This window comes from Georgenia sp. G2120 (assembly GCF_055326485.1).
In genome coordinates, this window is sequence record NZ_JBUZNL010000004.1 from 274,283 (window position 1) to 299,202 (window position 24,920).

The following is a 24,920-nucleotide window of genomic DNA, read 5'->3' on the forward strand; positions in this document are numbered from 1 at the left end:
CGCCGCGCCCGCCGGGGCCGGTAGGTTGATCCGCGGAGAGGGGACCGCCATGCACGACGACGCACGACCCGGCACGTCGGGCATGCCCGCGACTGCTGCGGCGCCCGGCGCGACCCTCGACGACGACGAGGAGCGGCGTGGTCGGCACGGCGGACCCGCCGGCGGCTCCGGGCCGGACGACGGCGATGCCCCCGACGAGGACCGCCGGCGTCGGCGCCGCACGACCGCGGTCGTCGCGGGGGTCTGCCTCCTGCTCGTGCTCGTCATGACGGTCGGCGCGGCCCTGCTCGTGGGCCCGCGGAGCCCGGCGGAGTACGGCGACTGGCTGCCGCTGGATCGCCTCTGGGACGACTGCGCGGCCGGGGACGGGGCGGCCTGCGACGAGCTGTTCGTCGAGTCCCCGATGCAGTCGGACTACGAGCGGTTCGGCAGCTCGTGCGGGGACCGGTTCCCCGGGGCCACGCGGGCGTGCGTCGACCTCATGGAGAACCGCCAGGACGAACGGCAGCGGTAGACCGGCTGCCGGCCAGGAGGCTCGCCCGCATGAGGCGGGCGATCGGGACGTCGCCGTCGAGCCAGTCGAGGCCGGTGAGGTCGCCCGGGCCGACCCAGCGCAGCTCGTCGTGGTCCTGCAGCGGCTCGGGGGCGCCGGCAGTGAGCCGCGACCACCACACGCGCATGACCATGCCCTCGACGATCGGCCAGTACCCACCGGACGGGCCGGGCAGGAGGTCGCCGAGCGCGACGCTCACCCCCAGCTCCTCCGCGAGCTCGCGGTGGAGGGCGTCGGCGGGGTCCTCGCCGGGCTCGACCTTGCCGCCCGGCAGCTCCCAGCGGCCCGCGAGGTGCGCGGGCGCCGAGCGGCGGGCGCACAGCACGCGGGGCTCGGCGTCGTCGTCGAGGATCGCCGCGGCGACGACGAGGCGAGGGCTCACCAGTCCTCGCCCGCCTCGGCGCGGGCCACGAGGTCGGTGAGCTCGGGCTCCTCGACGGGCCACAGGTCGACCCCGACGTCGAGGGTCGAGGCACCCTCGTCCCGGTAGACGATGCCGGACAGCGGCGAGACGTCCCGGAAGTCGCGGCCCCACCCGAGGATCACGTAGCGGGAGTCGACGAACTGGTCGTTCGTGGGGTCGAGGTGGACCCAGCCGCCGCCGGGAACCCACACCGCCACCCACGCGTGCGTGGCGTCGACCCCCCGGAGCTTCTCCCGCCCGGGCGGCGGCCGCGTCTCGATGTACCCCGAGACGTAGCGGGCGGACAGGCCGATCGACCGCAGGCCGGCCACCATGAGGTGGGCGTAGTCCTGGCACACGCCCCGGCGATGGTCGAGGATCTCGTCGAGCGTGGTCCGCACCGTGGTGGTGCCCGGCGCGTAGTCGAGGTCGGTGTAGATCCGGTGGCACAGGTCCCAGGCCGCGGCGACGACCGGCCGGTCGGGCGCGAACGACTCCGCCGCGTAGGAGAGGACGTTCTCGCCGGGGCTCGCGTGCTCCGAGGGCAGGGCGTGGTCGACGATCGACATCACCGCGCTCGCGCCCTCACCGTGCTCGGCGTGCCCGGTCGAGCGCATGACCGCGACCTGGCCGGCGGTGTCCTCCCAGGACACGGTCGGCAGCCGGGCGGGGTCGGTCCGGCGGTCGATGGTGAGCAGCGACCGGGCGACGACCTCGAGCTCGGTGTGGTCCTCGGTGACGTGGAAGTAGGTGACCCGGTTGCCGTGCACGTCGAGGTGCTCGGCGAGCTCGCCGGGGGTGGGGGAGACGTCGAGGGACGTGGCGTGCACGTGCTGCCCGCCGACCTGCCTGGGCAGGATGAGCGCGCGGCCGTAGGAGCTCGTCACCGTGGTGTCGTACGTGTAGGTGGTGCGGTGCTCGAGGCGGTAGTACGAGGTGCCGGACGTGGCCGAGGGGGTCACATCTCCCACCTGCCCTCGGTCCACCGGGCGGCCGGGGTGCGGCGGAAGTGGACCGCGGTGATCTCGCCGGTCAGCTCGCGCAGCCGCCACGAGATCGAGGTGAGGATCTCCGCGAGGTGGGTGCGGGTGCCGTCGTCGCGGACCTCGTCGGCACGCTCGGTGCGCAGCTCGTCGAGGAGCTCGCGGACCTGCCCGAGGAGCTCGTCGCGGTGGCCCGTGGTCCGCGCCAGGGCGGGCAGGTGCTCGAGGTGCTGGGTGAGGGTGGCGACCTGGAACGCGAGCGAGCGGGGGTTGGACTCGTCGAGCAGGAGCAGCTCGAGCGCGGCCCCGAGGCCGCCGGTCGGGTAGCGGCGACGGAACGTGATGACGGAGTCGTGCGCAGTGAGGACCGACTCGAGGACGAGCTCCTCCGTGCCGGCGTCGCGGCGGGTGCTGAGCGGCTCGAGGGCGCCGACCACCCCCTGGGCGCGCTCGAGGCGGCGCCCCACGTCGAGCAGCCGCCAGCCGATGTCCCGCACGAGGGACTCGGTGAAGACGCCGTGCAGCGCCATGAGCGACTCGAGCAGCCGGCTCAGGGTGCTCTGCACACCGGTGAGCTCGTCGGTGGCGCGGCGGCGGCGCTCGCGACCGATCACGCGGTCGAGGCTCGCCATCACCGTCAGGACCTCCGGCGGGAGGTTGTCCCGGACCCCGCGCGCGTCGCGCTGCATCCGGGCCACGCACCACGCGACCGAGCCCGCGAGGGACCGGTCGGTGACGAGCGCCCCGAACGCCGGGTCGTCCGGCGCGAGGCCGAGGGCGCGGACGAGGACGTCGAGGGCCTGGCGGCCGGAGCCGCCGACCGTGGAGTCGTCGGCCGGTTCGTCGGCGGAGTCGGACCCGGTCGTGGTGTCGGACCCGGTCGTGGTGTCGGACCCGGTGGCGGTGCCGTCCGCAGCGGCCGGACCCTCGCTGCCGTCCCCCTCGACGCCGTCGTCGGAGCTCTCCGTCTCGTCGGTCTCGTCGTCGGGGCGCGAGCGGAAGTCGTCCCAGCGGTCGGTGGCCACGGACAGCATGCGGACCATGCCCTCGGCCCGCTCGGTGTAGCGCCCGAGCCAGAACAGGTCCTCGGCGGCGCGGGGCGACACGGCGGTGTCGGGGAAGCGACCCGGCAGGACGTCGCGCCCCGTCGCGCCCGACGCCGTCACCGGCTGCGAGCGGTGCGTGATGACCCAGACGTCCTTGGCACGGCCCGCGAGGGTCCCCCCGAGCGGGGTGGCCGCGTCGTCGTCGGAGGAGATCCCGACCGCTCCGGACATCACCTGGTAGTCGGGGCCGTCGACCGCGGCGAACAGGCGCAGGGAGGTGGGGCGCGGGTGCAGCGTCCCGGAGTCCACGGTGGGGGTGGTCGAGGCGTCGACCGGCTCCTCGCCGACCCACCAGCCCGGGCGCTCGGAGATGCGCGCCGCGAGGGCAGCGCGCTGGGTGACGGTCAGCTCCCAGCCCCGCACGGCGCCCTCGGGGCCGGCGACGGGGCGGACGACGAGGCGGTGGAGGTTGGCGATGACGTGGTTGCACATCGACCGGTCGCCGCACCAGTACGTGACCGCGGAGGGGAGCTCGAGGTCGCCGAGCCCGAGGTAGCGGGCGGCGCGCGGGAGGTGGGCGCGCAGGGCGGGGGACTCGAGGACGCCGGAGCCGATGGGGTTGACCACCGCGACCGAGCCGGAGCGCAGGGCGTGCAGGAGCCCAGGGGTGCCCGTGCCGGCGGTCGAGCGGATCTCGAGCGGGTCGACGTCGCCGGCCGGGACGTGCCGCAGGAGGACGTCGACCGGCTCCTCGCGGCCGAGCGAGCGCATGGTGAGCCGGCCGTCCTCGACCCGCAGGTCGGAGCCGTGCACGAGCTGGAGGCCGAGCATCCCCGCGAGGTAGGCCTGGTCGAAGTACGTGGGGTGCTCGGGGCCGGGGGTGAGGACGGCGATGTGCGGCTCGTCGCCGGCGCCCGGCGGGGCGGCCTCCTGGAGCGAGCGGAGCAGCGCCTGGAAGTACGGGCCCACGCGGCGCACCCGGGAGCGGCGATAGACGCCGGACAGGACCTCGGAGACGACCCGGCGGTCGGCCATCGCGTACCCCGCGCCGACCGGCGTGCCGGTGCGGTCCATGAGCACGGTCCACGTGCGGTCCGCGTTGCGCGCGACGTCGACCGCCAGGTGGAAGAGCCGGTGCTCCCCGTGCTGCGGGAGGGAGTGCGCGTGCCGCGAGTAGCCGGGGTGGGCGAGGACGACCTCCGGCGGGATCGTCCCGGAGGTCAGCAGGCGGCGCTCGCCGTAGAGGTCGTCGAGCACGAGGTCGAGCAGCTGGGCGCGCTGGGCGAGGCCGGACTCGAGCGGCTGCCAGCCGTCGTCGTCGACGAGGACCGGGACCGGGTCGAGGTTCCACGTCTCCGTGGAGTCCGGCTCCCCGTACGTGACCGACTGGTCCTGAAGAAGGTCGACGACCTCCTCGGCCACGGCGTCGAGCGCTGCGGGGTCCGATCCGAACGGGCGGGTGAGGATGCGCGTCCACGCGCGCCGGTGGTCGGGGTGCGAGCCGAGCATCTCGTCGTGCGCGGTCGCCCGGGCGCGGTAGTCGTCGACGAGGTGGCTCACGGTCCTCCTGTCGCTCGACTCCCGCCCGGACCAGGCTCGCCACGAGGCTACCCGCCCGGTCGGAGGGTCTGCTCACAGTCCGGCTGCCGTGGCGCGCGAACGGCCCCGGTCCGGGTACAGTGGTCGGGCGCTTCGGCGCGACGCGGGTGTAGTTCAATGGTAGAACTTCAGCTTCCCAAGCTGACAGCGCGGGTTCGATTCCCGTCACCCGCTCCGCACGGACCGAGCCGCGGCACCGATCATCAGGTGCCGCGGCTCGGTCGTTCCAGGGACGTACCGGACGGGCGCGGGGCGCGCCGCGACGTCCGGCAGCCGAGGCCCCGCCCGCCTACGCTGAGGTTCCGAGCACCCTCGTGACCACGGAAGGCGTCCGTCATGAATCGCGCACCCGACCCCTCCGCCGGCGATCCCACCGTCCCCGGGCGGGCAGCCGACGACGCTCGAGCCCCGGAGAGCCTGGGCGAGTACGTGCCCGGCGACCGTGACCACCCGGGCGGGACGTCCGCGCAGCCGCCCGCGACCTCCTCGACCGGTCCGCGACCTGCGACGGGTTCCTCCCCGGTCCAGGCGCCCCCGCGCCAGGGCCCTGGCATCGCCGTCAGCACCTGGGTCGCGCTCATCCTCGGCGCCGTGATCCTCGTTCTCGTGCTGGTCTTCATCCTGCAGAACAACGTCCCGGCGGACTTCAGCTTCCTCGGCTGGAGCTTCGAGCTGCCGCTCGGCATCGCGATGCTGTTCGCGACGATCGCCGGCCTGCTCGTCATGGCGTTGTTCGGATCGGTGCTGCTCGTGAGGTCCGCGCGCCGGGCGCGCAAGCTGGAGAAGGAGCTCGCCGTGCACCGGCGCGGTCGCTGACCGTCCGAGCGGGCCGGACCTCAGTCGGCGGCCACGGCCTTTGCCGGGACTCGCGCACCGCGGATCGCGGACAGGTTGACGAGCAGGGTGAGCGTGAAGGCGAGCCCGGCTGACGCGAGCATCGCCACGACCATGCCGACCGCGTCGGTGGCGACGGTCGGCACGACGAACGCGGGCAGGTAGGCGGTCGCCTCGGCACCGAACACGCCGACGAGCGCGCCGCCGACGGTCGCGGAGAGGAGGGCGACGCCGAGGATGCGCCGATCGCCGAACATGAACGGGTAGGAGGCCTCGACGAAGGTCCCGAAGAAGAAGTTGACCGCCGACCCGGAACCCGCGAGCGCCCGTTCGCCCGACGTCCGGGGCCGCACGACGTTCGCCAGGGTGATGCCGAACGAGACCATGACGAGCGCGACCATGTCGACGGCGCCGAAGAAGCTGTGCCCCTTCTGCCCCATCTCCAGCAGCACGAGCGGCAGGATCACCGAGTGGTAGACCCCGGCGACGATGGCCGGCCACATCGCCAGCCCGGCGAGGGCACCGGCGAGCAACGGGTTGACGTCGACCGCCCACTCGATCGAGGTCTGCACCCACTCGCCGAGATAGCTGGTCAGCGGGGCGAGCGCGAAGTGCACGAGCAGGCCCGGCAGCAGGCCGGCGAACGCGCCGGTGACGATGTTGGCGGTGGTCGCGGGGAACCGGTGGGCGAGCGTCCAGCGCAGGAGGAACGACGCCGCGAGACCGGCGAGGATCCCGCCGACCAGCCCGCCGAGGATGCCGCCGGGCGCCGAGAGGGTCCCGGCGATCGCACCGGCGACCAGGCCGACCTCGTCGAGGGCACTGATGCGCCGGGCGGCGACGGTGGCCACGATGATCGGCAGCGCGGCGACGAGCAGGTCGAACACCGGGGTGAGGCCGTCGGCGCCCGGGATCCGGCTGACGGCGAGCACGAGCGCGAGGGCGATGAACGCCGGGATCGAGCCGACCATGATGCCGCGCAGGCTGATCCGCCGCCACGCCGGCTCGGACGTCCCGTCCGCGACTCCCGTGGCCGCAGAGCCGCCGAGGGAGGGGCGGTACGGGATTCGCCAGTGGCGGGCGAGCCCGGACACGTACGCCACGGCGCGGGTCGAGCTCGTGGTGCCGGTGGTTCCCGAGGCGGAGACGAGGTCGAGACCCATCCGCTGCGCCGTGGCGATCGAGGTGCCGCCGGTGCCCGCCGCAGGCAGGCCGCGTTCCACCGCGGCCTCGACGGTGCGGCGGTTCGTGTCACCGGGGTCGGCGCTCATGAGGACGAGCGCGTCGACCCGCCCCTCGCGCACGAGCGCGGCCGTGCGCTCGTCCTGCTCGCGCGCCGCGGTATTGACCTCCTCGAGCGTGCCGGTCGCGAGGAGCGACGGCTCGCCCTCGACGAACCCCCACAGCTCGGCGGGCGCGTCCGGTGCGATCCCGTCCATCGACGACGACGCCGCCACGAGCTGCACCGGCCCGACCTGGAGCCCGGCCGCCCCGATCTGCCGGGCCACGTCACGCAGCATCCGCGCGGGGTCGTCCCCGCCGTGGCTGCGCAGGTTGCCTCCGCTGCTGCCCAGCACGGCGACGGTGCGGACCTCCGTGCGTCGGGGCTCGTCGGTGGGCTCGGACATGGTGGGAGGCCTCTCGGGCGGGACGGCGGGACACGGCACCCTAGAGGCGGGGCGGGGCCGCCGCACGTCCCGTCCGGACCGTGGCGCATGCGCATGCGCATGCGCGTGCCAGGCTGGCGCCATGACGACGCGCGCCCAGCTGAGGAAGGCCGCCCTCGCGCAGCCGGAGACCGAGGAGAGCGGCACCCGGGCCGCCGCCGAGTTCCTGGTCGCGGGCACCCGCTTCGCCGCGGTCGAGGACGGCCAGGCCGTGCTGCACCTCCCAACCGCCGACGCCGACGAGGTGCTGCGCGACCACCCGTCGGCGGCGCGGGCCGAGGAGGCGGGCGGCGTCGTCGTGCGTGTCCCGCTCGCCGACATCGGTGGTATGGCGCTCAACCACTGGGTGCGCCGCGCCTGGGCGTCGCGTGCACCGGCCGGGCTCGTGCGGGAGGCCGAGGGTGCGTCGTCGGCCGAGCCGGGCGAGGTCGGCGACCTCCCGCGCGAGATCGGGCGCCCGGCCACGCGCGCGCTCGCCGGGGCGGGCATCACCTCGCTCGCCGAGGTGGCCGCGCGCAGCGACGCCGAGCTGCTCGACCTGCACGGGGTGGGGCCGAAGGCGCTGAGGCTCCTGCGGGCGGCCGCGCCTGCGACGAACGGTTGACCGCGGTCATCCTCCGGTCGTAGCGCAGGCGGGCACTTCTACCCGCAGGACTGATGCCCCGGCGCGCCCGACAGGGCCATGCTCGTGCCATGACCTCGACGCCGTCCGCCGCGCTGCGGCGGACGTGTGCGTCGTCGACCGGAGGGGGCGCGTCATGACCGTCGACGAGCGGACCCGGAGCAGGCACCGAGCGCCTCGACTCCCGCAGCTGCGTCCGGCGAAGGTCGCCCAGGAGCCGACCGAGCCCGAGCGAGCCGACGTGAAGCGCACCGACCCCGCGGGGGAGCACCCCGCGGCGAAGACCACCGCACCGCAGGACGGCAACCCCCGGCCGCCCGCCGCAGAGCCTGCCGCCGGCTCGGCCTCCCTCCCCGTCGTCCCGGAGCCCGCGGACGAGCAGCCGCGCCGCGCTCCGGCCACGACCCGCGTCCGGGCCCGCACCCGCCACCGCCTCGCCCTCATGCTCGGGCTCCCGGGCGCGGGCGTCGTCGTCGGGCTGGCCGTCGCCCTCGTCGTCGAGATCGTCGCCCACCTGACCGTCTTCGACGGCGTGCTCGGATACGCGGACTCGCTCGGCGAGCCGGTGGGCCTGATGATCGGCACGGGCCTCGGGCTCGTGCTCGGCGCGATCGTCGCCGGTGCCGCGCTGCGCGAGACGATGCGCGCCGAGATCTCCGAGCGGTCGCTCCTCGTGGTCTGGGACGACGCACGCGTCTGCGTCCCGCGCGCCCTGGTCGGGCAGATCGTGCTCGCCGACGACCTCGTGGTGCTCGGCCGCGGCGGCGTCGAGCTCGCCCGGGTCCCCATGCGCCTCGCGGAGGAGCCCCTGCGGGCCGCCCTCGCCGAGCACGACTACCCCGAGCCGCGGGCCGACGACCCGCACGAGGACGACTTCCGCCCGTGGGGCGAGGACGACGGCCTCGACGACGCGACCACCCGGCTGCTCGCGGCCCGCGCGGCCGCGGTCCAGGACGGCCAGCCCGGCGACGCCGAGCTCCTGCGCCGCCAGCTCGCGCGCCGCGGCGTCATGGTCCGTGACCGGGGCGGACGGCCGCCGCAGCAGCAGTGGCGTCGCGTGGTGGCGCGTCACCGGCCCGCCGCGGAGTAGGCACCGAGGGTGGCGCGCGGCGCCTCGACGGCTGCCCGCCGAGGGGCGTCCCCGGCCTCCTGCCCTCGATGGCACAATCGGTCCGTGCTGCTCTCCGACCGCGACATCCGCGCGCAGATCGACGCCGGACGCGTGGGCCTGGAGCCTTTCGACCCGTCCGCCGTGCAGCCGGCCAGCATCGACGTCCGCCTCGACCGCCGCTTCCGGCTGTTCGACAACCACCGGTACGACGTCATCGACCCGTCCGCCGACCAGCCCGAGCTCACCCGGCTCGTCGAGGTCGGCCCCGACGAGCCGCTCGTGCTCCACCCCGGAGAGTTCGTCCTCGGCGCGACCTTCGAGCAGGTCACCCTGCCCGACGACGTCGCCGCCCGCCTCGAGGGCAAGTCCTCGCTCGGGCGCCTCGGGCTGCTCACCCACTCGACGGCGGGCTTCATCGACCCCGGCTTCACGGGGCACGTGACGCTCGAGCTGTCCAACACGGCGACCATGCCGATCCGGCTGTGGCCGGGGATGAAGATCGGCCAGCTGTGCTTCTTCCGGCTCAGCTCCGCCGCCGAGCACCCCTACGGGCAGGGCGCGGACGGCTCGCGGTACCAGGGCCAGCGCGGGCCGACGGCGTCCCGCTCCCACCTGCGCTTCAACCGCGTCGACGTCCCATGACCACGCGCCGGGCCCGCCGCGAGGCGGAACGCGAGCGAGAGCGCGCGCAGGCTGCGGCCACGCAGACGCGACGGCGGGATCTTCGCCCGCACGGCACGGACGAGCCGGCCCCCGCCCCGGACACGGACACGGCTGCACCCGCCCGGGCGGCCGGTGCGCGGACGCGACGCCTCGACCGCTCCGTCGCCGCGAACCACCACCTGCTCGTGCTCGAGCGCCCGACGACGGCCGCCGCCCTCGCGGGCGTCCTCGTCGAGCGGCTCCCGGACCTGCGCACCCGCCGGGACGACGAGATCATCCTCGCGCCGGGCGCCGTGCTCACCGGCCCGTGGGAGGTCACGCCCGAGCTGGCCGCCGAGCTCGACCTGCCCGGGGCCTGCGCGTTCGTCCTGCGCGTGCGCCCCGACCGCGGGGACCCGACGCCCCCGGAGCTGCGCGGCCTCTCCCCGCTCGACGACGCCTTCCCGGACGGCTCCCCGCAGGGGGACGAGCTCGCGGCCCTCGAGAACGTCCACGCCCTCGCCCGGCGCCTGGGCGGCGCGATCCGGGTGACCGGCACCGGCGCGGTCGTCGTCCCGGACCCCGCCTCGGTCATCGATCGGCTCGTGCGCAGCGAGGTCGAGCTCGGCGCCACCGAGCTGGCCGTGCTCCTCGACCGCTTCCTCGACGACGTCGTCGTCCTGTCCGACGACATCTGGGGCGGAGGCTCGTCGTCCGTCGGCGGACGCATGGTCGGCGACGGCCCGGAGTGGGCACGCGACATGGTCTCGATCGAGGTGACGACGGTCGCGCCGGTGACCGAGCTGCCGGCGATCCGTCCGCCGCGCCCGACCGACGACGGCTCCCTGCTGGTGCCGCTCCTCGAGGCGCCGGTGCTCGGACGACCCGGCTCCGGCCGGTCCTCGCTCGCCGAGCGCGGGGACGAGGGGGCGACCCCGGACGCGGTCCCCGGGTCCCGCCCGGTGCTCACCTACGAGGTGCGGTTCCGGCCCGGCCGCCCGATGGACGTCCTCGGGACGCACCCCACCCGCGCGGGGCGGCGCTCGCGGCGGGAGGGCCGGCGCGTGGTCGACGGCGTGTCAGCCGACCTCGTCCGGCTCATCGGCGGGCACGTCATCGACGACGACGGGTTCCACCGCAGCACCGGCCCGGCGTCCGACGACTGAGACGGGGCGGATCCCCGACCCGCGGAGTGCCCGACCTGCCTAGCGTCCGTTCCGACACTTCCGGCACCTGGAGAGGACCACCATGTCGACCTACAGCCCCGAGCTGCAGAAGGCCACGCTCGCCGACGTCGCGCCCGACGTCCATGGTCGGATCTCGAAGCGCACGGCCGAGCTCGACGGCGTGTCCGTCACCGAGGTGACGTTCGACGTCGGTGCGAAGTGGTCCGAGGACCTCAAGCCCGACGCCGGCACGGAGCTGTGCGAGCTCCCGCACGTCGCCTACGTGACGGCCGGCGTGCTCAGGATCGTCGCCGCCGACGGAACGGAGGTCGACTACGCGGCGGGCGACGTCATGCTCCTCCCGCCCGGGCACGACGCGTGGACCGTCGGCGACACCGCCGTGACGTTCGTCGAGTTCTCACGCGGCAACGACTACTACGGGGCGTAGGCCGGGCCACCTGTACTACGGGGCGTAGGCCGGGCCACCTGTACTACGGGGCGTAGGCCGGGCCACCTGTACGAGGAGTAGACCGGGTCGCCTGCACCGGGCCCGGACCGGTCACCCGCCGGCGCGCCGCAGCCGCGCGGCCGCGACGACGACGACCACGAGCGCCGGAAGGGTGACCAGGCACAGCGCGCCGAACCCCCAGATCGCCACGACCGGGCCGGACAGGATCGCGCCCGCCGCGGCGACGGCGTTCATCGCCATGTCGCCCGCCCCCTGGACGACGGGCCGCTGCGCGGCCGAGACGGCGCCGGTGAGCATCGCGGCGGCGGGCACGGTGACGACCGACCAGCCGAGCCCCACGAGGAACAGCGCGACGCCGACGACCTCGCGCGAGGGCCCGGCGACGGCCCCGACGACCGCGCCGACCCCGAGGACGGCCAGGCCGCCGAGGATCACCGGCACCGGGCCGAGGCGGTCGGACGCGCGGCCGACGAGCGGGGCGAGCCCGAACATCCCCAGCACGTGGATCGAGATGACGAGCCCGACCACCCCGATGTCCGCGCCGTGGTGGTCGAGGTGGATCGGCGTCATCGTCATGATCGAGACCATAACGAGGTGCGCGAGCACCTGGGCCGTGAGCGCGAAGCGGGCGCGAGGGACGTCTCGGACGAGGCGCAGCGCCGCGCGCACGGTCGTCCGGCGGGCGGGGTCCGCGGGCGGGGCCGGCGCCGGCTCGTCGGCGGGGAGCTCGGCGGGCGCGTCGCCGTGCGGGGCGTCGTCGTCGTGCTCGTCGACCGGGCGTGTGTCGATCTGGCGCGGGTCGGTCGAGGGTGCGCCGGCCGCCGACCGGGTGGTCGCCGTGCGCGCGTCGCGCAGCCGGATCGAGAGGAGGAGGGGGTCGGGGCGCAGCAGCACGAGCAGTGCGAGTGCAGCGAGGGCGACGAGCCCGCCCCCGATGACGAACGCCCCGGTGTACTCCGGCAGGCCCCAGCGCGCCTCGAGCGCCTCCCCGGGCAGGCCGAGGTTGGGCCCGAGCACGGACCCGATGGTCCCGACCCACACCACCAGGGCGATCGACCGCCCGCGACGGTCGGGCTCGGCGAGGTCCGCGGCCGCGAACCGCATCTGGAAGTTGGCCGCCGTGCCGCAGCCGACGAGCATCATCCCGACGACGAGGAGCGCCGTGCTCGAGACCACCGCGGCGAGGACGAGCAGGCCGGCCCCGACGGCGGCCGCGGCGTAGGCGGAGGCGAGCGCGCCGCGCCGGCCCCACCGCAGCGCGAGGGTGCCGAGGGGGACGGCGGCGATCGCGGCGCCGATCGTCGTCGCGGACCGGGCGACGCCCGCCCACGCCTCCGACTCGACGACGGCGCTCGCGAGCAGCACGCCGATGCTCGGGGCGGCGCCGGCCCCGAGGTTCCCGAGCACCTGGCCGAGCGAGAGCGTGGCGAGCGTCCGGTGTCGGGTGCCCCGGACCTCCAGCTCGGACGGCAGCGCGGGTGACGTCGTCGCTCGGTCGTCGGGGCGTGGCACCGGGACAACCTAGCCGCCGGTCCGGCGACGAGAGCATCGCCACCCGGATGGGCGCGGTCCGCACGTGGTCCGGCCTTTACACTGTGGTCAACCCCCGTCGGCCGGTCGCTCCGGCCCGAGCCGTCGCCCGTGCCCTGGGACGGACCGGCGTCCAACGGACCGGGGACACGACGGACCGCGACCGGATGGGAGTCAGCCCGTGATCGAGCTGCTGACCCTCCACGCGCTCGTGGCCGTCGCAGCTCCGCCACTCGTCTCCCGCTTCGGACGCCGGATCTTCCTGCTCCTCGCGCTCGCGCCGGCCTCGGCCGCCGCCTGGGCGCTGGCGCACACGAGCGAGGTCCTCGCCGGGGACGGACCCACGCAGCTCGTCACGTGGGTGCCCGGGTACGACCTGCACCTGGACTTCCGCCTCGACACGCTCGCGTGGCTGATGACGATCGTGGTCGGCGGAGTCGGCGCGCTCGTCCTCGCGTTCTGCGCCGCCTACTTCTCCCGGACCGCGAAGGGGCTGCCCCGCTTCGCGGGCGTCTTCGTCGCCTTCGCGGGCGCCATGCTCGGCCTCGTCACCACGGACAGCACGCTGCTGCTGTATGTGTTCTGGGAGCTGACGACCGTCTTCTCCTTCCTGCTCATCGGGCACTCGTTCGAGCGCCAGTCCGCCCGTCGTGCCGCCGTGCAGGCCATCCTCGTCACGACCCTCGGCGGCCTCGCCATGCTCGCCGGCGTCATCGCGCTCGGCGAGATGGAGGGTGGCTCGTACCGCCTCTCCGGCCTGGTCGAGGCCGGGGCGAACGGGCGCCTGGCCGAGGGGCCGCTGCTCACATGGGCGATCGTGCTCGTGCTCCTGGGCGCGCTGAGCAAGTCGGCGCTCGTGCCGTTCCACTTCTGGCTGCCGGCCGCGATGGCCGCCCCGACCCCGGTCTCCGCGTACCTGCACGCCGCGGCGATGGTCAAGGCGGGCGTCTACCTGGTCGCGCGGCTCGCACCGGGCCTCGCCGACCAGACGGCGTGGCAGGTCATGGTCCTCGGGTTCGGTCTCGGCACCCTCCTCATCGGGGGGTACCGGGCGCTGCGGCAGCACGACCTCAAGCTCGTCCTCGCGTTCGGCACCGTGTCCCAGCTCGGCTTCCTCATCGCCCTGGTCGGCCACGGGCAGCGGGCCGTCGCGCTCGCGGGCCTCACGCTCCTGCTCGCCCACGCACTGTTCAAGTCCTGTCTCTTCCTCTCCGTCGGCATCATCGACTGGGCGGTCGGCACCCGGGACCTGCGCAAGCTCTCGGGGCTCGGCAAGCAGATGCCGGTCCTCGCCGTCGTCATGGGCATCGCCACCGCCTCGATGGCCGGACTGCCACCCACGCTCGGCTACCTCGGCAAGGAGGCGGCCCTCGAGGCGCTCGTCCACGGCACCGGCTGGGTCGACACCGTCACGCTCATCGGCGTCGTCGCCGGCTCGGTCCTCACGCTCGCCTACGGGCTGCGCCTGTGGTGGGGCGCGTTCGGCACGAAGAAGGGGGGCGAGCCGACGCCGGTCCCGCGCCGCTCGATGCTCATCATGGCGCCCCCGATCGTGCTCGCCGCCCTCTCGCTCGCCGCGGGTCTCGTGCCCGGCCAGGTCGAGCGGATCCTCGCCCCGCACGCCGATCTGCACCCCGGCGAGCCCGGGCACCTCGTCCTGTGGGCCGGGATCACGCCGGCGTTCCTCCTCACGCTCCTCGTGATCGTCCTCGGCGCCGTCCTGTTCGCGTTCCGGAGGCAGGTCGAGCGCGCCCAGGACCTCCTGCCGGACCACGCCGGCGCTGAGGGCGTGTACCGCCGCTCGCTCGTGGCGCTCGACCACTTCGCCGCCGACGTCACCGCGATGACCCAGCGCGGCTCGCTGCCCGCCTACCTCTCGACCATCTTCGTCACGTTCGTCCTCGCCGCACTGGGCGCGCTCGTGCTCGTCCCGGGCGCGGTGCCGGCCGACCTGCGGCTGGCGGACTCCGCCCTGCAGGCGGCGGTCGCGCTCCTCGTGTGCGTCACCGCCGTGCTCGCCGCCCGCGCGCGCCGCCGGCTCAAGGCCGTCATCCTGCTCGGCGTCGCCGGCTACGGCGTCGCGCTGCTGTTCGTCCTCCACGGCGCTCCGGACCTCGCGCTCACCCAGGCCGTGGTCGAGACCGTCACGCTCGTCGTGCTCATCCTCGTCCTGCGCCGCCTGCCCGCGTACTTCTCCAACCGGCCGCTCGCCGCCTCGCGCTGGACGCGGTTGGCCATCGCCGCGGCGGTGGGCACCACCGTCGCGGTGCTCGCGCTGTACATGAACGGCGGTCGGATCCACGAGCCGGTCACGGTCGACTTCCCCACCGAGGTCTACGAGTACGGGTACGGGCGCAACATCGTCAACGTCACCCTGGTCGACACGCGTGCGTGGGACACGCTCGGCGAGGTCTCGGTCATCGTGGCCGCAGCCACCGGCATCGCCTCGCTCGTCTTCGTCCGCGGCCGGTTCGGGCGCGTCGAGCGCCGCGTCGAGCCGCGGAAGGGGTCGCCCGGCGTGTGGGCGGAGTTCCCGGACCCGGCCGCCGTCGTCCGCAAGGAGCGCCACCGCCCCGGCCCGAGCCCGCGGCTGCGAGACCCGCAGCGGGGTCAGCGCTGGCTCGCGGCGAGCGCGACGCTCGCCCCGGTGCGGCGCTCGGTGATGTTCGAGATCGGCGCCCGGCTGATCTTCCACACGCTCATCATCTACGCGCTCTTCCTGCTGTTCTCCGGCCACAACGCGCCGGGCGGCGGGTTCGCCGGCGGCATCGCGGCGGGCATCGCGCTCATCGTCCGCTACCTCGCGGGCGGCCGGTTCGAGCTCGCCGAGGCGATGCCGCTGCACCCCGGCCAGCTCCTGGGCAGCGGGCTCGTCGCCATGGTCGCCGCGGCGACGATCCCCATGCTGTTCGGCGGCACGGTCCTGCAGAGCGCGGTCTTCGACTTCACGCTGTGGCCGTTCGGGGACGTGCACCTCGTCACCACGCTCTTCTTCGACATGGGTGTCTTCCTCGTCGTGGTGGGCCTGGTGCTCGACATCCTGCGCTCGCTGGGCGCGGAGGTCGACCGCCACGGCGAGCTCGAGGGCGAGCAGGCGCCCGACCTCTCCCACGACGACCCGGCGCGCGCCGCCGACGACCGAGTGGTCGGCGTCGACCACCGCGACGACGTGCCGGACGAGCTCCAGGGCGCCGACGCACCGACCGCGCGTCCCGGTCTCGACGGCTCCGCCGGACGGGGGCGCACATGATCGACGTCAGCCCCTCCCTCGCCCTCGTCGTCGTGATCGCCGTCCTCGTCGGGTCCGGTGTCTACCTCGTGCTCGAGCGGTCCCTGTCGCGCATCGTCATCGGCGCGGGCCTCATCACGCACGGCATCAACCTGCTCATCCTCGTGGCGGGTGGTCGGGCCGGAGAGCCGCCGATCATCGGCCGGTCCGCCACGGAGGACATGTCCGACCCGCTGCCGCAGGCGATGATCCTCACCGCCATCGTCATCAGCCTCGGCATCACCGCGTTCCTCATGGCGCTCGCCTACCGCTCGTGGCAGCTCAACGGGCACGACGAGGTGCAGGACGACCTCGAGGACCGCCGCATCGCGCGCCGCGCCGCCCGCGACGAGCTCGACGCCCGCTCGACCGACGACTCGGGAGCCAGCCTCGAGCAGGAGGCCGAGACGACCTTCGACGAGACCGACACGGACGACTCCGGGGGGCGCGCATGAGCATGGACTGGCTCCTGGCCGTCCCGGTCATGGCCCCGCTGCTGGGCGCGGGCCTCTCGCTCGTGCTCGCGCGGTTCCGCAAGGCGCAGGGCATCATCTCGGTGGTCGTGCTCGCCGCGGTCCTCGCGGTGGCGATCGTGCTGCTCGTGGCCGTGGACTCCGGGCCACTCGTCCTCAACATCGGGGGGTGGTCGGCGCCCGTCGGCATCGTCCTCGTGGGGGACCGGCTCTCGGCGCTGCTGCTCGTGGTCTCCGTGGCGGTCACGCTCGCGGTCCTCGTCTACTCGTTCGCCCAGAACGTGGCCGACGGCGACGAGGGCGCACCGGTGACGATCTACCACCCGACGTTCCTCGTCCTGTCGGCGGGGGTCTCGAACGCGTTCCTCGCGGGCGACCTGTTCAACCTCTACGTCGGCTTCGAGATGCTCCTCGTGGCGAGCTTCGTGCTCATCACGCTCGGCGGCACGCGCGACCGGATCCGCTCGGGGACGGTCTACATCATCGTCTCCTTCATCTCCTCGTTCATCTTCCTCATGGGGCTGGCCTACGTGTACGCCGCCGCGGGGACGGTCAACATGGCCCAGCTCGCGCAGCGGCTCCCGGAGATCGACCCCGGCGTGACGATCGTCCTCGAGGCGGTCCTGCTCATCGCGTTCGGCATCAAGGCGGCGCTGTTCCCGCTGTCCGCCTGGCTACCCGACTCCTACCCGACCGCGCCCGCGCCGGTGACCGCGGTCTTCGCCGGCCTGCTCACCAAGGTCGGCGTCTACGCGATCATCCGGTCGCAGGTCACGCTGTTCGGCGACGGCCGGATGAGCACGGTGCTCATGGTCGTCGCGGCGGCGGCGATGCTCGTCGGCATCCTCGGGGCGGTCGCGCAGGCGGACCTCAAGCGACTGCTGTCCTTCACGCTCATCAGCCACGTCGGCTACATGATCTGGGGCATCGGTACGGCGACCACCGACGGGCTCTCGGCCGCGATCTTCTACGTGGCCCACCACATCACCGTCCAGACCGCCTTGTTCCTCGTCGCCGGCCTCATCGAGCGCCGCGGCGGCACGACCTCCCTCGTCCGGTTGGGGTCCCTCGCCCGGCTCGCGCCGCTCCTGGCGATCCTCTATCTGGTCCCCGCGCTCAACCTCGCCGGAATCCCGCCGTTCAGCGGGTTCCTCGGGAAGGTCGGGCTCATGCAGGCCGCCGCGACCGAGGGCTCCTGGATGTCCTGGACACTCGTCGCGGCCGGCCTCGTCACCTCGCTGCTCACGCTCTACGCGGTGGTCAAGGCGTGGAACATGGCGTTCTGGCAGGAGGCGCCCGAGGAGCTGCAGGGGCAGTCCACGCCCGCCACGATGACGCTGTCGGCCGGTGCCGTCATCGCGATGTCGCTCGGCATGACCGTGGCCGCGGGCCCGATCGTCGACTACGCGGACACGGCCGCCCGCGACCTCATGCTGCGCACGCCGTACATCGCTGCCGTGCTGCCCGGCGGGGAGCGCGGCGACGGCATCTCCGACGAGGTCGCCGAGGAGGGCGAGCGCTCGGAGGAGGTCCCCGTGGAGACGCCGAGCGAGGACCAGCCCGTCGGAGAGGAGGGAGTGCCGTGACCGAGGACCTCGGACACTTCCGTGCGGGGGCCGCCACGCCCTCGGACCCGCGCACCACCGTCCGTGGCAGCCGCCGGGGCCGGCCGGGCGCCCGCGCCCGCTGGGGACGTCGCCGAAGCGCGCGCGGCGCGCCCCCGCGCCTCGTGCCCACGTCGTGGAAGCTCGTCGTCTGGCTCACGGTCGTCTGGGTGCTCCTGTGGGGCGACCTGTCGGTCGGCAACGTCGTGGCCGGCTTCGCCCTGGGCATGTTCGTCACGATCCTCATGCCCATGCCGCGCGCCACGGGTCGGACCACCGTGCGACCGCTCGCGGTGGTGGTGCTCGTCGCCGTCTTCGTCAAGGAGGTACTGCGTGCCTCCTGGCAGATCGTCGTCCTCACCGTCCGCGGTCGCGCCCCGCGCGGTGCGGTCATCCGCGTGCAGCTCCGCTCCCACTCGGACCTCATCCTCACCGCGACCGGCGGGATGTGCTCCCTCGTGCCCGGCTCGCTCGTCGTCGAGGCGATGCGCCTGTCCGGCATGCTCTACATGCACATCCTCGACGTCGACATCTCGGGCGGGCTCGAGCAGGCGCACATCGACGTCCTCGCCCAGGAGGAACGGCTCCTTCGGGCCTTCGCCACCGACGACCAGCTCGTCGACGCCGGCTTCCGACCCGGGTGGTCGCGGCGCGCCGGCCGGCTGCCGGCGCCGTCGGTCGAGGGTGCCGCCGCCGACGCGCCGTCGGAGGAGGGGCCCGCCGACGGGGTCCGTAGCGAGGACCGGACGACGGACGGGGGCGCCTCATGATGGAGGTCGTGGTCTACGGCTGCCTCGGCATCGTCGTGCTCGCCGTCTTCGTCGCGCTCGTGCGCATGGAGCGCGGGCCGTCGACGCTCGACCGCGCGGTCTCGACGGACGTCGTCACCGCCTCCGTCGTCGCGCTGGTCGCCCTGCTCATCGCCTGGACCGGGGACGCGGCGTACCTGCCGATGCTCGTCGTCCTCACGCTCGTCGGCTTCCTCACGACGGTCACCGTCGCGCGGTTCACCGCCGTCGAGAAGTCCGACGAGGCGCGGATCCTCACCAAGGAGGAGCTCGCGCAGGTCATCGCCCGGGAGCGCGAGCTCGACGACGACGACGCCCCCGTGCACGGCCCCGACTCCCCGCGCGTCACCGGCGCGGGCGCCGGCGAGGAGGGACCGGCCGGCGAGGTCCCGGCCGGCACCGACGCCCCCGCCGGGAGTTCGGCCGGGAGTGCGGCCGACGGCCGTGCCGACGGTGCGCCCCACGGCGCGGCGACGGGCACCGAGCAGGGGGAGGCGCGCTCATGAGCTGGTCCGACGTCGTCTCCGTGCTCGCGGCGATCCTCCTGGTGGCCGGGTCGCTGCTCGTCCTCGTCGCGGCGCTCGCGCTCGTCCGCTTCCCCGACCTGTTCAGCCGCATGCACGCGGCGGCCAAGCCGCAGGTCCTCGGCCTCGCGCTCCTCATGGCCGGCGTGGCCCTCGAGGTGCGCGACCCGCGGATCGGGTGGACCCTGGTCCTCGTCGTCGCGTTCCAGCTCCTCACGGCGCCCGTCAGCGCCCACATGGCCGGGCGCGCCGGCTACCGCACGGGGCGGGTGGACCGGTCCCGGCTCGTCGTCGACGAGCTGGCCGAGGACATCGAGGCCGCGGGCGGCGACACGAACCACCAGCACACTGGGGCATGATCGTCCCCGGGGGACGCGCGGGACGACCGGGCGGACCACCACACGACGACCAGGGCGAGAGGCCCTGACCACGGAGGGCACAGATGGACATCGGTTGGAAGATCGTCAGCACGGGCGCCGGCGTGGTCGCCGGCATCGCGGCGAACAAGATCCTCGCCAAGGGGTGGGTCGCCGCCACCGGGCACGAGCCGCCGGAGGTCGTCGACGGCGACGACTCGGTCTCGCTCGTCGAGATCGTCATCTTCACGGCCGTCTCGGGCGCCGTCGTCGGCCTCGTGCGCCAGCTCGCCATGCGTCAGGCGGCGAAGTGGTACAAGCCGGCCGAGCTCCAGAAGGTCGCGGACGACGTCTTCGACGACTGACCCGCGCCGGGACACGAACGTCGGACCCCTGAGCGCCGGGGTAGCATGCCGGTGAACGACAGGGGAGCGCCGAGCCGGCGCTGAGAGTGCGGGAAGCCGCAGACCCTCGAACCTGATCCGGTTAGCACCGGCGGAGGTAGTCGGGACATCTCTCCGTCGTCGCGGCACCCGCCGCGGCGACGAACCCTGCGCACCCACGCAGGAGGTTCGACATGCACAGCACGACCACCCGTCGCGGCGGGGCCGTCCTCGGCCTCGCCTCGGCGATCACCCTCACCCTCGCCGGCTGCTCGCTCGGCGGCGGGGACGACGAGAGGCCCGACGACGGCGCGCCGGCCGGGTCGGACGGGACGACGACGGAGGGCTCGGCGTCCGAGGGCCCGTCGTCGGGCGGGTCCGGGCCCGGCGCGGGCGGTGAGGTCGCGCTCGTCGCGCACGACTCGTTCACGCTCCCGGACGAGCTGATCGAGGCGTTCGAGGCCGAGACCGGCTACACCCTCGTCGTCACCTCGCCGGGCGACGCCGGCAGCGTCGTCAACGACCTGCTGCTCTCCGCGGGCAGCCCGTCGGCCGACGTCGTGTACGGCATCGACAACGCCTACGCGGGCCGCGCGATCACCGGCGGCGTGCTCGAGCCGTACACGTCCCCCGAGCTGCCCGCCTCCGCCGAGGAGCTCCTCGTCGACGGCGGGGACGAGCTCACCCCGATCGACTTCGGCGATGTCTGCCTCAACGTCGACACCGCCTGGTTCGAGGCCGAGGGCCGCACCCCGCCCGTGACCTTCGAGGACCTCGCCGACCCGGAGTTCGCCGACCTCGCGGTCGTCACCGACCCCAACGTCTCCTCGCCCGGCCTCGCGATGCTCGTCGGGACGGTCGCCGAGAGCGGCGAGGACGGGTTCGCCGACTACTGGCAGCGGCTCCTCGACAACGGGGTCCGCGTCGTCGACTCCTGGTCCGACGCCTACTACGTCGACTTCACGTTCTCGGGCGGGGACCGACCGGTCGTCCTGTCCTACTCCTCCTCGCCGGCGGCGACGCTCACCGAGGACGGCTCGGCCTCGACGACGGCGGCGCTGCCCGAGACCTGCGTCCGGCAGGTCGAGTACGCGGGCGTCGTCGAGGGGGCGGACAACCCCGAGGGGGCGCGCGCGGTCATCGACTGGCTGCTGTCGGACGACGTCCAGTCGGCACTGCCGGACGCGATGTACATGTACCCGGTCGACGACTCCGTGGCGCTGCCCGAGGCGTGGGCCGAGTTCGCCCCGCCCGCGGAGGACCCGATCGAGATGCCGGCGGCCGAGGTCGACGAGCACCGCGAGGACTGGCTCGCCACGTGGGACGAGGTGGTCGGCGGTTGACCGCCCGCCGCGCCGCGCGAGTGGTCGCGGCCGGGGTCCCGATCGCCTTCCTCGCGGCGTTCTTCGTGGCCCCGGTCGTGGCCCTCGTCGTCCACGGTCTGCTGCCCGGCGAGCGGATCCCGGGGATCCCCGCGGGCGACCCGGTCCTGGAGATCCTCGCGCGGCCCGGCACCGGGCGGGCGCTCGTGCGCACCCTCGCGCAGGCCCTCGCGGCCACGGCGTGCGCCGTGCTGCTCGGGGTGCCCGGCGCCTACGTCCTCTACCGGACGAGCTTCCCCGGCCGGAGGCTGCTCCGCGTCGTCGTGGCCGTCCCGTTCGTGCTGCCGACCGTCGTGGTGGGCGTCGCCTTCCGGGCGGTGCTCGCGCCGTCCGGCATCCTCGGCGGCCTCGGGCTCGACCGGACGCCGTGGGCGCTGCTCGCTGCCCTCGTGTTCGTCAACTACTCGGTGGTGGTCCGGGTGGTCGGACCCGCGTGGGCGGCGCTCGACCCGCGCCCAGCGCAGGCCGCCCGCACGCTCGGCGCCTCCCCGTGGCGGGCGATGCGAACGGTCACGCTGCCCGCGCTGACCCCCGCGATCGTCTCGGCCGGTGCGCTCGTCGCCCTCTTCTGCGCCACCTCGTTCGGGATCGTCCGCACGATGGCACCGCTGGGGTGGTCCACCCTCGAGACGGAGATCTGGCGGCTCGGCACACGCAACCTCGACCTGCGCGGGGCGGCGGTGCTCTCGCTCGTGCAGATCGTCGTCGTCGTGGCCGCGACCGTGCTCGTGGCGCGCTCACGGGGCGTGCCCGGGCGGACGCGGCCGGTGCCGACCCCGCCGCTCGACCTGCGCGTGCCCGGCCAGCTCGTGGCCGCCGCGACGACCGCTCTCGCCGTGGGCGGCCTGCTCCTGCTCCCGATGCTCGGGCTCCTCGAGCGGGCGCTGCGCGCGCAGGACGGGTCGTGGACCCTCGACCACTTCCGTTCCCTCGCGGGCGACGGCGACGGTGCCCTGCCGCGAACCGTGCTCGATGCGGCCGAGCTGTCCCTGCGGGCCGCCGTCGACGCCACGGTCCTCTCGCTGGTGGTCGGGCTCCTCGCCGCGGTCGTCATCGCGGGGCGGCCCGGCGCGGGGTCGCTCGTCACGGCGGGGCGCAGCGCGGGGAGCTCGCGGGTGCGCGGACGCGGCCGGTCCCTGCTCGACACGCTCGTCATGCTCCCGATCGGGGTCTCGGCGGTGACCGTCGGGTTCGGCCTGGTCCTGCTGTCGACCTGGCTGCCGGTCGACCTGCGCTCCTCGCCGCTCGCCGTCCCGATCGTCCAGGCCGTCGTCGCGGTGCCGCTGGTGGTGCGCACGGTGGTCCCGGTGCTGCGGGCGGTCCAGGCGCGGCAGCGGGAGGTCGCGGCGACCCTCGGGGCCTCGCCCGCCCGGGTGCTCCGCACGATCGACGGGCCGGCGCTCCTGCGGGCCGGCGGCGTGGCCACCGGGTTCGCGTTCGCGGTGTCGATGGGAGAGTTCGGGGCGACGAGCTTCCTCGCCCGCTCGACCGACCCGACGCTGCCGGTCGCGATCGTCCGGCTCCTCGGTCGACCGGGGGCGGAGACCCACGGGACGGCGATGGCCGCGGCGGTGCTGCTCGCGGCGCTCACGGCGACGGTGATGGCGCTCGCGGAGCGCGCGCGGGCGGAAGGAGATGCGGGATGGTGACGAGCGACGACGGCGCGGACCTGACGGGCACGGCGCGCACGGGGGCGGACCGGACACCCGCGGACGGGACGGGCGCTGCCCGGGCGACCGTTGACGGGGGCGGCCTCGTCGTCGAGGGGGTCTCGGTCGTCTACCCGGACGGGCACCGGGCGGTCGACGACGTGTCGGTGAGCGTGACCCCCGGCGAGGTGCTCGCCGTGGTCGGCGCGTCCGGGTCGGGCAAGTCCTCGCTCCTGCGCGCGGTCGCCGGGCTCGAGCCGCTCGCGTCCGGGACGGTGCGCCTCGACGGCGCCGACCTCGCCGGTGTCCCGGTGCACCGCCGCGGCGTCGGCCTCGTCTTCCAGGACGGGCAGCTGTTCGACCACCTCGACGTGGCGGGCAACGTGGCCTATGGGCTGCGCTCGGTGCCGCGGGCCCGGCGGGCGACCCGCGCGCGGCGCGACGCCCGGGTGGCCGAGCTGCTCGAGCTCGTCGGGCTCGCGGAGCTGGCCGACCGGCCGGTCACCACGCTCTCCGGCGGCCAGGCCCAGCGGGTGGCCCTCGCGCGCGCCCTCGCGCCGCGGCCGCGGGTCCTCCTGCTCGACGAGCCGCTCTCGGCCCTCGACCGCGGCCTGCGGGAGCGGCTCGCCGTCGACCTATCGGCGATCCTGCGCACCGCCGGCGCCACCGCCCTGTACGTCACGCACGACCTCGACGAGGCGGCCACCGTCGCCGACCGCGTCGCCGTCCTCAGCGACGGGCGCCTGCGGCAGGTCGCGACGCCGGGACGGCTGTGGGAGGCACCGGCCGACCGCGAGGTCGCCGAGCTCCTCGGCCACGGCCCGGTCCTGCCGGCGGCGGCGCTCGGGATATCGGGTGCGGCCGGTCCGGGCGCCGGTGCAGGCGAGGTGGCACTGACCCCGGGGGCGCTCGTCGTGGGCCCGACGGACGCCGAGATCGCGGCCGTCCTCCCCGCCCGCGCCACCGCCGTGCGGCAGCTGCGCGGGCGCACGTGGGTCGACGTCGTCATCGAGGGAGGCGTGCGCGCGCGGGCGCTCGTCGTCGGGCAGGGGTCCGTTCCCGAGCCGGCCGACGTCCGGGAGGTCGCCGTGCTGAGGGAGGGAGTGGTCCTGCTCGGGGCATCGGAGACGGCGTGCGGGTGCGGGCCGTGGGGACGGTGACGGAGAACGGGTGCGACCGCCGGGGGTGCGTCGTCGTGCGGGGGTGTCCCCAGGGCCTCAGGCCGCGCGGGTGAAGCGCTGCTTCAGCGTCTCCACGCCGGGTCCCTCGAGGCGCTCGACGTACGCGGAGCGCCCGGCCATCGCCATGACGAGCTCGAGCGTGCGGCCGGTGACCTCGGGCCCCTCGCCGTACCGGAAGACCCCGTCGGTGGCGACGAGCTCGAGCCCCTCGACGGCGGAGCTCGAGTTGACCGCCCAGTCCTTGGCGACGTAGCTGAGGGCCACCTGCTCGACGGCGTCGTGGTCCGGCTCGGAGGCGATGCCGAGCGGGTGACGGATGTCCATGCCGTGCACGACCACCTCGCCGAGCCACGCCCACGTGGTGGGGGTGGGCTCGACCTGGCTGGGGATCGTCGTGCGGAACAGGAGCAGCGTCTCGGCCGGGGTGGCCCCCTTGTGCCGGTCGAGGAGGCGCTGGTTGTGGACGTTCGTGCGGAAGCGGGCGCCGACCATGCTCCGCAGCCAGGCCAGCGTGCCCGTGCTGCCGGCGGCCGTGAGGTGCGCGAGCGTCTCCTCCACCGTCCAGTCGCTGCTCAGGGAGCGGGTCTGCCACTGCTCGGCGGTGAGGTCGGCGAGGTCGTCGGCGAGGCGCATGCGCTCGGTCCGGATCGCCTGCCAGAGCCGGTTCCGGTCCCAGGTGTCCATGGG

The 24,920-nt window shown here is 74.8% G+C and carries 23 protein-coding genes, 1 tRNA gene and 1 riboswitch; of the genes, 18 read left to right on the plus strand and 6 right to left on the minus strand.

Annotated features, from left to right (window positions below; translation table 11 throughout):
• Positions 1–49: 49 nt before the first annotated feature.
• Positions 50–514 carry a hypothetical protein gene (locus ACZLMO_RS06885; RefSeq protein WP_425713823.1) on the plus strand — a complete coding sequence of 155 codons (465 nt, stop codon included), beginning with the start codon at positions 50–52 and terminating at the stop codon, positions 512–514.
• Here ACZLMO_RS06885 and ACZLMO_RS06890 read toward each other — a convergent pair.
• From ACZLMO_RS06890 to ACZLMO_RS06900, 3 genes are read right to left on the minus strand one after another with little or no spacing between them, the layout of a single operon-like run.
• Positions 480–935, minus strand: coding sequence for a (deoxy)nucleoside triphosphate pyrophosphohydrolase (locus ACZLMO_RS06890; protein WP_425713822.1), 456 nt, complete (start codon positions 933–935; stop codon positions 480–482). The two genes, ACZLMO_RS06885 and ACZLMO_RS06890, sit on opposite strands and share 35 nt — an antisense overlap.
• Positions 932–1,918, minus strand: a complete 987-nt coding sequence (locus tag ACZLMO_RS06895; RefSeq protein ID WP_425713821.1) for a transglutaminase family protein — start codon at positions 1,916–1,918, stop codon at positions 932–934. The genes ACZLMO_RS06890 and ACZLMO_RS06895 overlap by 4 nt, the downstream gene beginning before the upstream one ends.
• Positions 1,915–4,545 (minus strand): circularly permuted type 2 ATP-grasp protein, encoded by a 2,631-nt coding sequence (locus tag ACZLMO_RS06900; RefSeq protein WP_463653282.1) that lies wholly within the window; start codon positions 4,543–4,545, stop codon positions 1,915–1,917. The genes ACZLMO_RS06895 and ACZLMO_RS06900 overlap by 4 nt, the downstream gene beginning before the upstream one ends.
• A 142-nt stretch (positions 4,546–4,687) precedes the next feature.
• Here ACZLMO_RS06900 and ACZLMO_RS06905 point away from each other — a divergent pair.
• Positions 4,688–4,758, plus strand: a tRNA-Gly gene (locus ACZLMO_RS06905).
• Between the two features lie 162 nt (positions 4,759–4,920).
• Positions 4,921–5,400: a LapA family protein gene (locus tag ACZLMO_RS06910; protein WP_425713819.1), complete on the plus strand. Its 480-nt coding sequence runs from the start codon at positions 4,921–4,923 to the stop codon at positions 5,398–5,400.
• A 20-nt stretch (positions 5,401–5,420) separates the two neighbouring features.
• On the opposite strand, the gene ACZLMO_RS06915 is transcribed toward ACZLMO_RS06910, so the two are convergent.
• Positions 5,421–7,046, minus strand: coding sequence for a hypothetical protein (locus ACZLMO_RS06915; RefSeq protein WP_425713818.1), 1,626 nt, complete (start codon positions 7,044–7,046; stop codon positions 5,421–5,423).
• A gap of 121 nt (positions 7,047–7,167) precedes the next feature.
• On the opposite strand from ACZLMO_RS06915, the gene ACZLMO_RS06920 reads away from it, so the two are divergent.
• The 5 genes from ACZLMO_RS06920 to ACZLMO_RS06940 all read left to right on the plus strand — a co-directional run bounded on the left by ACZLMO_RS06920 (position 7,168) and on the right by ACZLMO_RS06940 (position 11,074).
• On the plus strand, positions 7,168–7,689 hold the full coding sequence (locus ACZLMO_RS06920) for a hypothetical protein (protein ID WP_425713817.1): 522 nt from the start codon (positions 7,168–7,170) through the stop codon (positions 7,687–7,689).
• Positions 7,690–7,843: 154 nt separating this feature from the next.
• Positions 7,844–8,797 (plus strand): YqeB family protein, encoded by a 954-nt coding sequence (locus ACZLMO_RS06925; RefSeq protein ID WP_463653283.1) that lies wholly within the window; start codon positions 7,844–7,846, stop codon positions 8,795–8,797.
• Positions 8,798–8,881: 84 nt separating this feature from the next.
• On the plus strand, positions 8,882–9,460 hold the full coding sequence (gene dcd, locus ACZLMO_RS06930) for a dCTP deaminase (RefSeq protein WP_425713815.1): 579 nt from the start codon (positions 8,882–8,884) through the stop codon (positions 9,458–9,460).
• Positions 9,457–10,626: a hypothetical protein gene (locus ACZLMO_RS06935; protein WP_425713814.1), complete on the plus strand. Its 1,170-nt coding sequence runs from the start codon at positions 9,457–9,459 to the stop codon at positions 10,624–10,626. Before dcd ends, ACZLMO_RS06935 begins: the two co-directional genes overlap by 4 nt.
• Before the next feature lie 82 nt (positions 10,627–10,708).
• Positions 10,709–11,074 carry a cupin domain-containing protein gene (locus tag ACZLMO_RS06940; RefSeq protein WP_425713813.1) on the plus strand — a complete coding sequence of 122 codons (366 nt, stop codon included), beginning with the start codon at positions 10,709–10,711 and terminating at the stop codon, positions 11,072–11,074.
• 111 nt (positions 11,075–11,185) lie between these two features.
• Here the strand turns inward: ACZLMO_RS06940 and ACZLMO_RS06945 are convergent, their stop codons facing one another.
• A complete protein-coding gene (locus tag ACZLMO_RS06945) occupies positions 11,186–12,607 on the minus strand; it encodes an MFS transporter (RefSeq protein ID WP_463653284.1) in 1,422 nt (473 codons plus the stop codon).
• Positions 12,608–12,806: 199 nt separating this feature from the next.
• Between ACZLMO_RS06945 and ACZLMO_RS06950 the strand changes: the two genes are divergently transcribed.
• The 10 genes from ACZLMO_RS06950 (at position 12,807) to ACZLMO_RS06995 (ending at position 24,212) form a co-directional block, all read left to right on the plus strand.
• Positions 12,807–15,875: a Na+/H+ antiporter subunit A gene (locus tag ACZLMO_RS06950; RefSeq protein ID WP_463653285.1), complete on the plus strand. Its 3,069-nt coding sequence runs from the start codon at positions 12,807–12,809 to the stop codon at positions 15,873–15,875.
• The gene (locus ACZLMO_RS06955) at positions 15,872–16,348 is read left to right on the plus strand and encodes a Na(+)/H(+) antiporter subunit C (protein WP_463653286.1); all 477 of its coding nucleotides are present in this window, start codon (positions 15,872–15,874) and stop codon (positions 16,346–16,348) included. The genes ACZLMO_RS06950 and ACZLMO_RS06955 overlap by 4 nt, the downstream gene beginning before the upstream one ends.
• Positions 16,345–17,952, plus strand: coding sequence for a Na+/H+ antiporter subunit D (locus ACZLMO_RS06960; protein WP_463653287.1), 1,608 nt, complete (start codon positions 16,345–16,347; stop codon positions 17,950–17,952). The genes ACZLMO_RS06955 and ACZLMO_RS06960 overlap by 4 nt, the downstream gene beginning before the upstream one ends.
• Positions 17,949–18,740, plus strand: coding sequence for a Na+/H+ antiporter subunit E (locus ACZLMO_RS06965; RefSeq protein WP_463653288.1), 792 nt, complete (start codon positions 17,949–17,951; stop codon positions 18,738–18,740). The genes ACZLMO_RS06960 and ACZLMO_RS06965 overlap by 4 nt, the downstream gene beginning before the upstream one ends.
• Positions 18,737–19,264, plus strand: coding sequence for a monovalent cation/H+ antiporter complex subunit F (locus ACZLMO_RS06970; RefSeq protein WP_463653289.1), 528 nt, complete (start codon positions 18,737–18,739; stop codon positions 19,262–19,264). Before ACZLMO_RS06965 ends, ACZLMO_RS06970 begins: the two co-directional genes overlap by 4 nt.
• Positions 19,261–19,641 carry a monovalent cation/H(+) antiporter subunit G gene (gene mnhG, locus ACZLMO_RS06975; protein WP_463653290.1) on the plus strand — a complete coding sequence of 127 codons (381 nt, stop codon included), beginning with the start codon at positions 19,261–19,263 and terminating at the stop codon, positions 19,639–19,641. Before ACZLMO_RS06970 ends, mnhG begins: the two co-directional genes overlap by 4 nt.
• 83 nt (positions 19,642–19,724) lie before the next feature.
• Entirely contained in the window at positions 19,725–20,003 is a 279-nt protein-coding gene (locus tag ACZLMO_RS06980; protein ID WP_425713805.1) for a DUF4235 domain-containing protein, read from the plus strand.
• A 50-nt stretch (positions 20,004–20,053) separates the two neighbouring features.
• A riboswitch (TPP riboswitch) is annotated at positions 20,054–20,159 on the plus strand.
• Positions 20,160–20,215: 56 nt separating this feature from the next.
• Entirely contained in the window at positions 20,216–21,364 is a 1,149-nt protein-coding gene (locus ACZLMO_RS06985) for a thiamine ABC transporter substrate-binding protein (RefSeq protein ID WP_463653291.1), read from the plus strand.
• Positions 21,361–23,052 carry an ABC transporter permease gene (locus ACZLMO_RS06990; protein ID WP_463653292.1) on the plus strand — a complete coding sequence of 564 codons (1,692 nt, stop codon included), beginning with the start codon at positions 21,361–21,363 and terminating at the stop codon, positions 23,050–23,052. The genes ACZLMO_RS06985 and ACZLMO_RS06990 overlap by 4 nt, the downstream gene beginning before the upstream one ends.
• A complete protein-coding gene (locus ACZLMO_RS06995; protein WP_463653293.1) occupies positions 23,046–24,212 on the plus strand; it encodes an ABC transporter ATP-binding protein in 1,167 nt (388 codons plus the stop codon). Before ACZLMO_RS06990 ends, ACZLMO_RS06995 begins: the two co-directional genes overlap by 7 nt.
• A 57-nt stretch (positions 24,213–24,269) precedes the next feature.
• Here the strand turns inward: ACZLMO_RS06995 and ACZLMO_RS07000 are convergent, their stop codons facing one another.
• Positions 24,270–24,917, minus strand: coding sequence for a maleylpyruvate isomerase family mycothiol-dependent enzyme (locus ACZLMO_RS07000; protein WP_463653294.1), 648 nt, complete (start codon positions 24,915–24,917; stop codon positions 24,270–24,272).
• Between the last annotated feature and the right edge of the window lie 3 nt (positions 24,918–24,920).

Excerpts from the sequence above, each read along its gene's own strand:
- ACZLMO_RS06885 (WP_425713823.1), top strand. The coding sequence starts at position 50 with ATGCACGACGACGCACGACCCGGCACGTCGGGCATGCCCGCGACTGCT.
- ACZLMO_RS06910 (WP_425713819.1), top strand. The coding sequence starts at position 4,921 with ATGAATCGCGCACCCGACCCCTCCGCCGGCGATCCCACCGTCCCCGGG.
- ACZLMO_RS06915 (WP_425713818.1), bottom strand. The coding sequence starts at position 7,046 with ATGTCCGAGCCCACCGACGAGCCCCGACGCACGGAGGTCCGCACCGTC.
- ACZLMO_RS06920 (WP_425713817.1), top strand. The coding sequence starts at position 7,168 with ATGACGACGCGCGCCCAGCTGAGGAAGGCCGCCCTCGCGCAGCCGGAG.
- ACZLMO_RS06925 (WP_463653283.1), top strand. The coding sequence starts at position 7,844 with ATGACCGTCGACGAGCGGACCCGGAGCAGGCACCGAGCGCCTCGACTC.
- ACZLMO_RS06935 (WP_425713814.1), top strand. The coding sequence starts at position 9,457 with ATGACCACGCGCCGGGCCCGCCGCGAGGCGGAACGCGAGCGAGAGCGC.
- ACZLMO_RS06940 (WP_425713813.1), top strand. The coding sequence starts at position 10,709 with ATGTCGACCTACAGCCCCGAGCTGCAGAAGGCCACGCTCGCCGACGTC.
- ACZLMO_RS06955 (WP_463653286.1), top strand. The coding sequence starts at position 15,872 with ATGATCGACGTCAGCCCCTCCCTCGCCCTCGTCGTCGTGATCGCCGTC.
- ACZLMO_RS06960 (WP_463653287.1), top strand. The coding sequence starts at position 16,345 with ATGAGCATGGACTGGCTCCTGGCCGTCCCGGTCATGGCCCCGCTGCTG.
- ACZLMO_RS06970 (WP_463653289.1), top strand. The coding sequence starts at position 18,737 with ATGATGGAGGTCGTGGTCTACGGCTGCCTCGGCATCGTCGTGCTCGCC.
- mnhG (WP_463653290.1), top strand. The coding sequence starts at position 19,261 with ATGAGCTGGTCCGACGTCGTCTCCGTGCTCGCGGCGATCCTCCTGGTG.
- ACZLMO_RS06980 (WP_425713805.1), top strand. The coding sequence starts at position 19,725 with ATGGACATCGGTTGGAAGATCGTCAGCACGGGCGCCGGCGTGGTCGCC.
- ACZLMO_RS06985 (WP_463653291.1), top strand. The coding sequence starts at position 20,216 with ATGCACAGCACGACCACCCGTCGCGGCGGGGCCGTCCTCGGCCTCGCC.
- ACZLMO_RS06995 (WP_463653293.1), top strand. The coding sequence starts at position 23,046 with ATGGTGACGAGCGACGACGGCGCGGACCTGACGGGCACGGCGCGCACG.
- ACZLMO_RS07000 (WP_463653294.1), bottom strand. The coding sequence starts at position 24,917 with ATGGACACCTGGGACCGGAACCGGCTCTGGCAGGCGATCCGGACCGAG.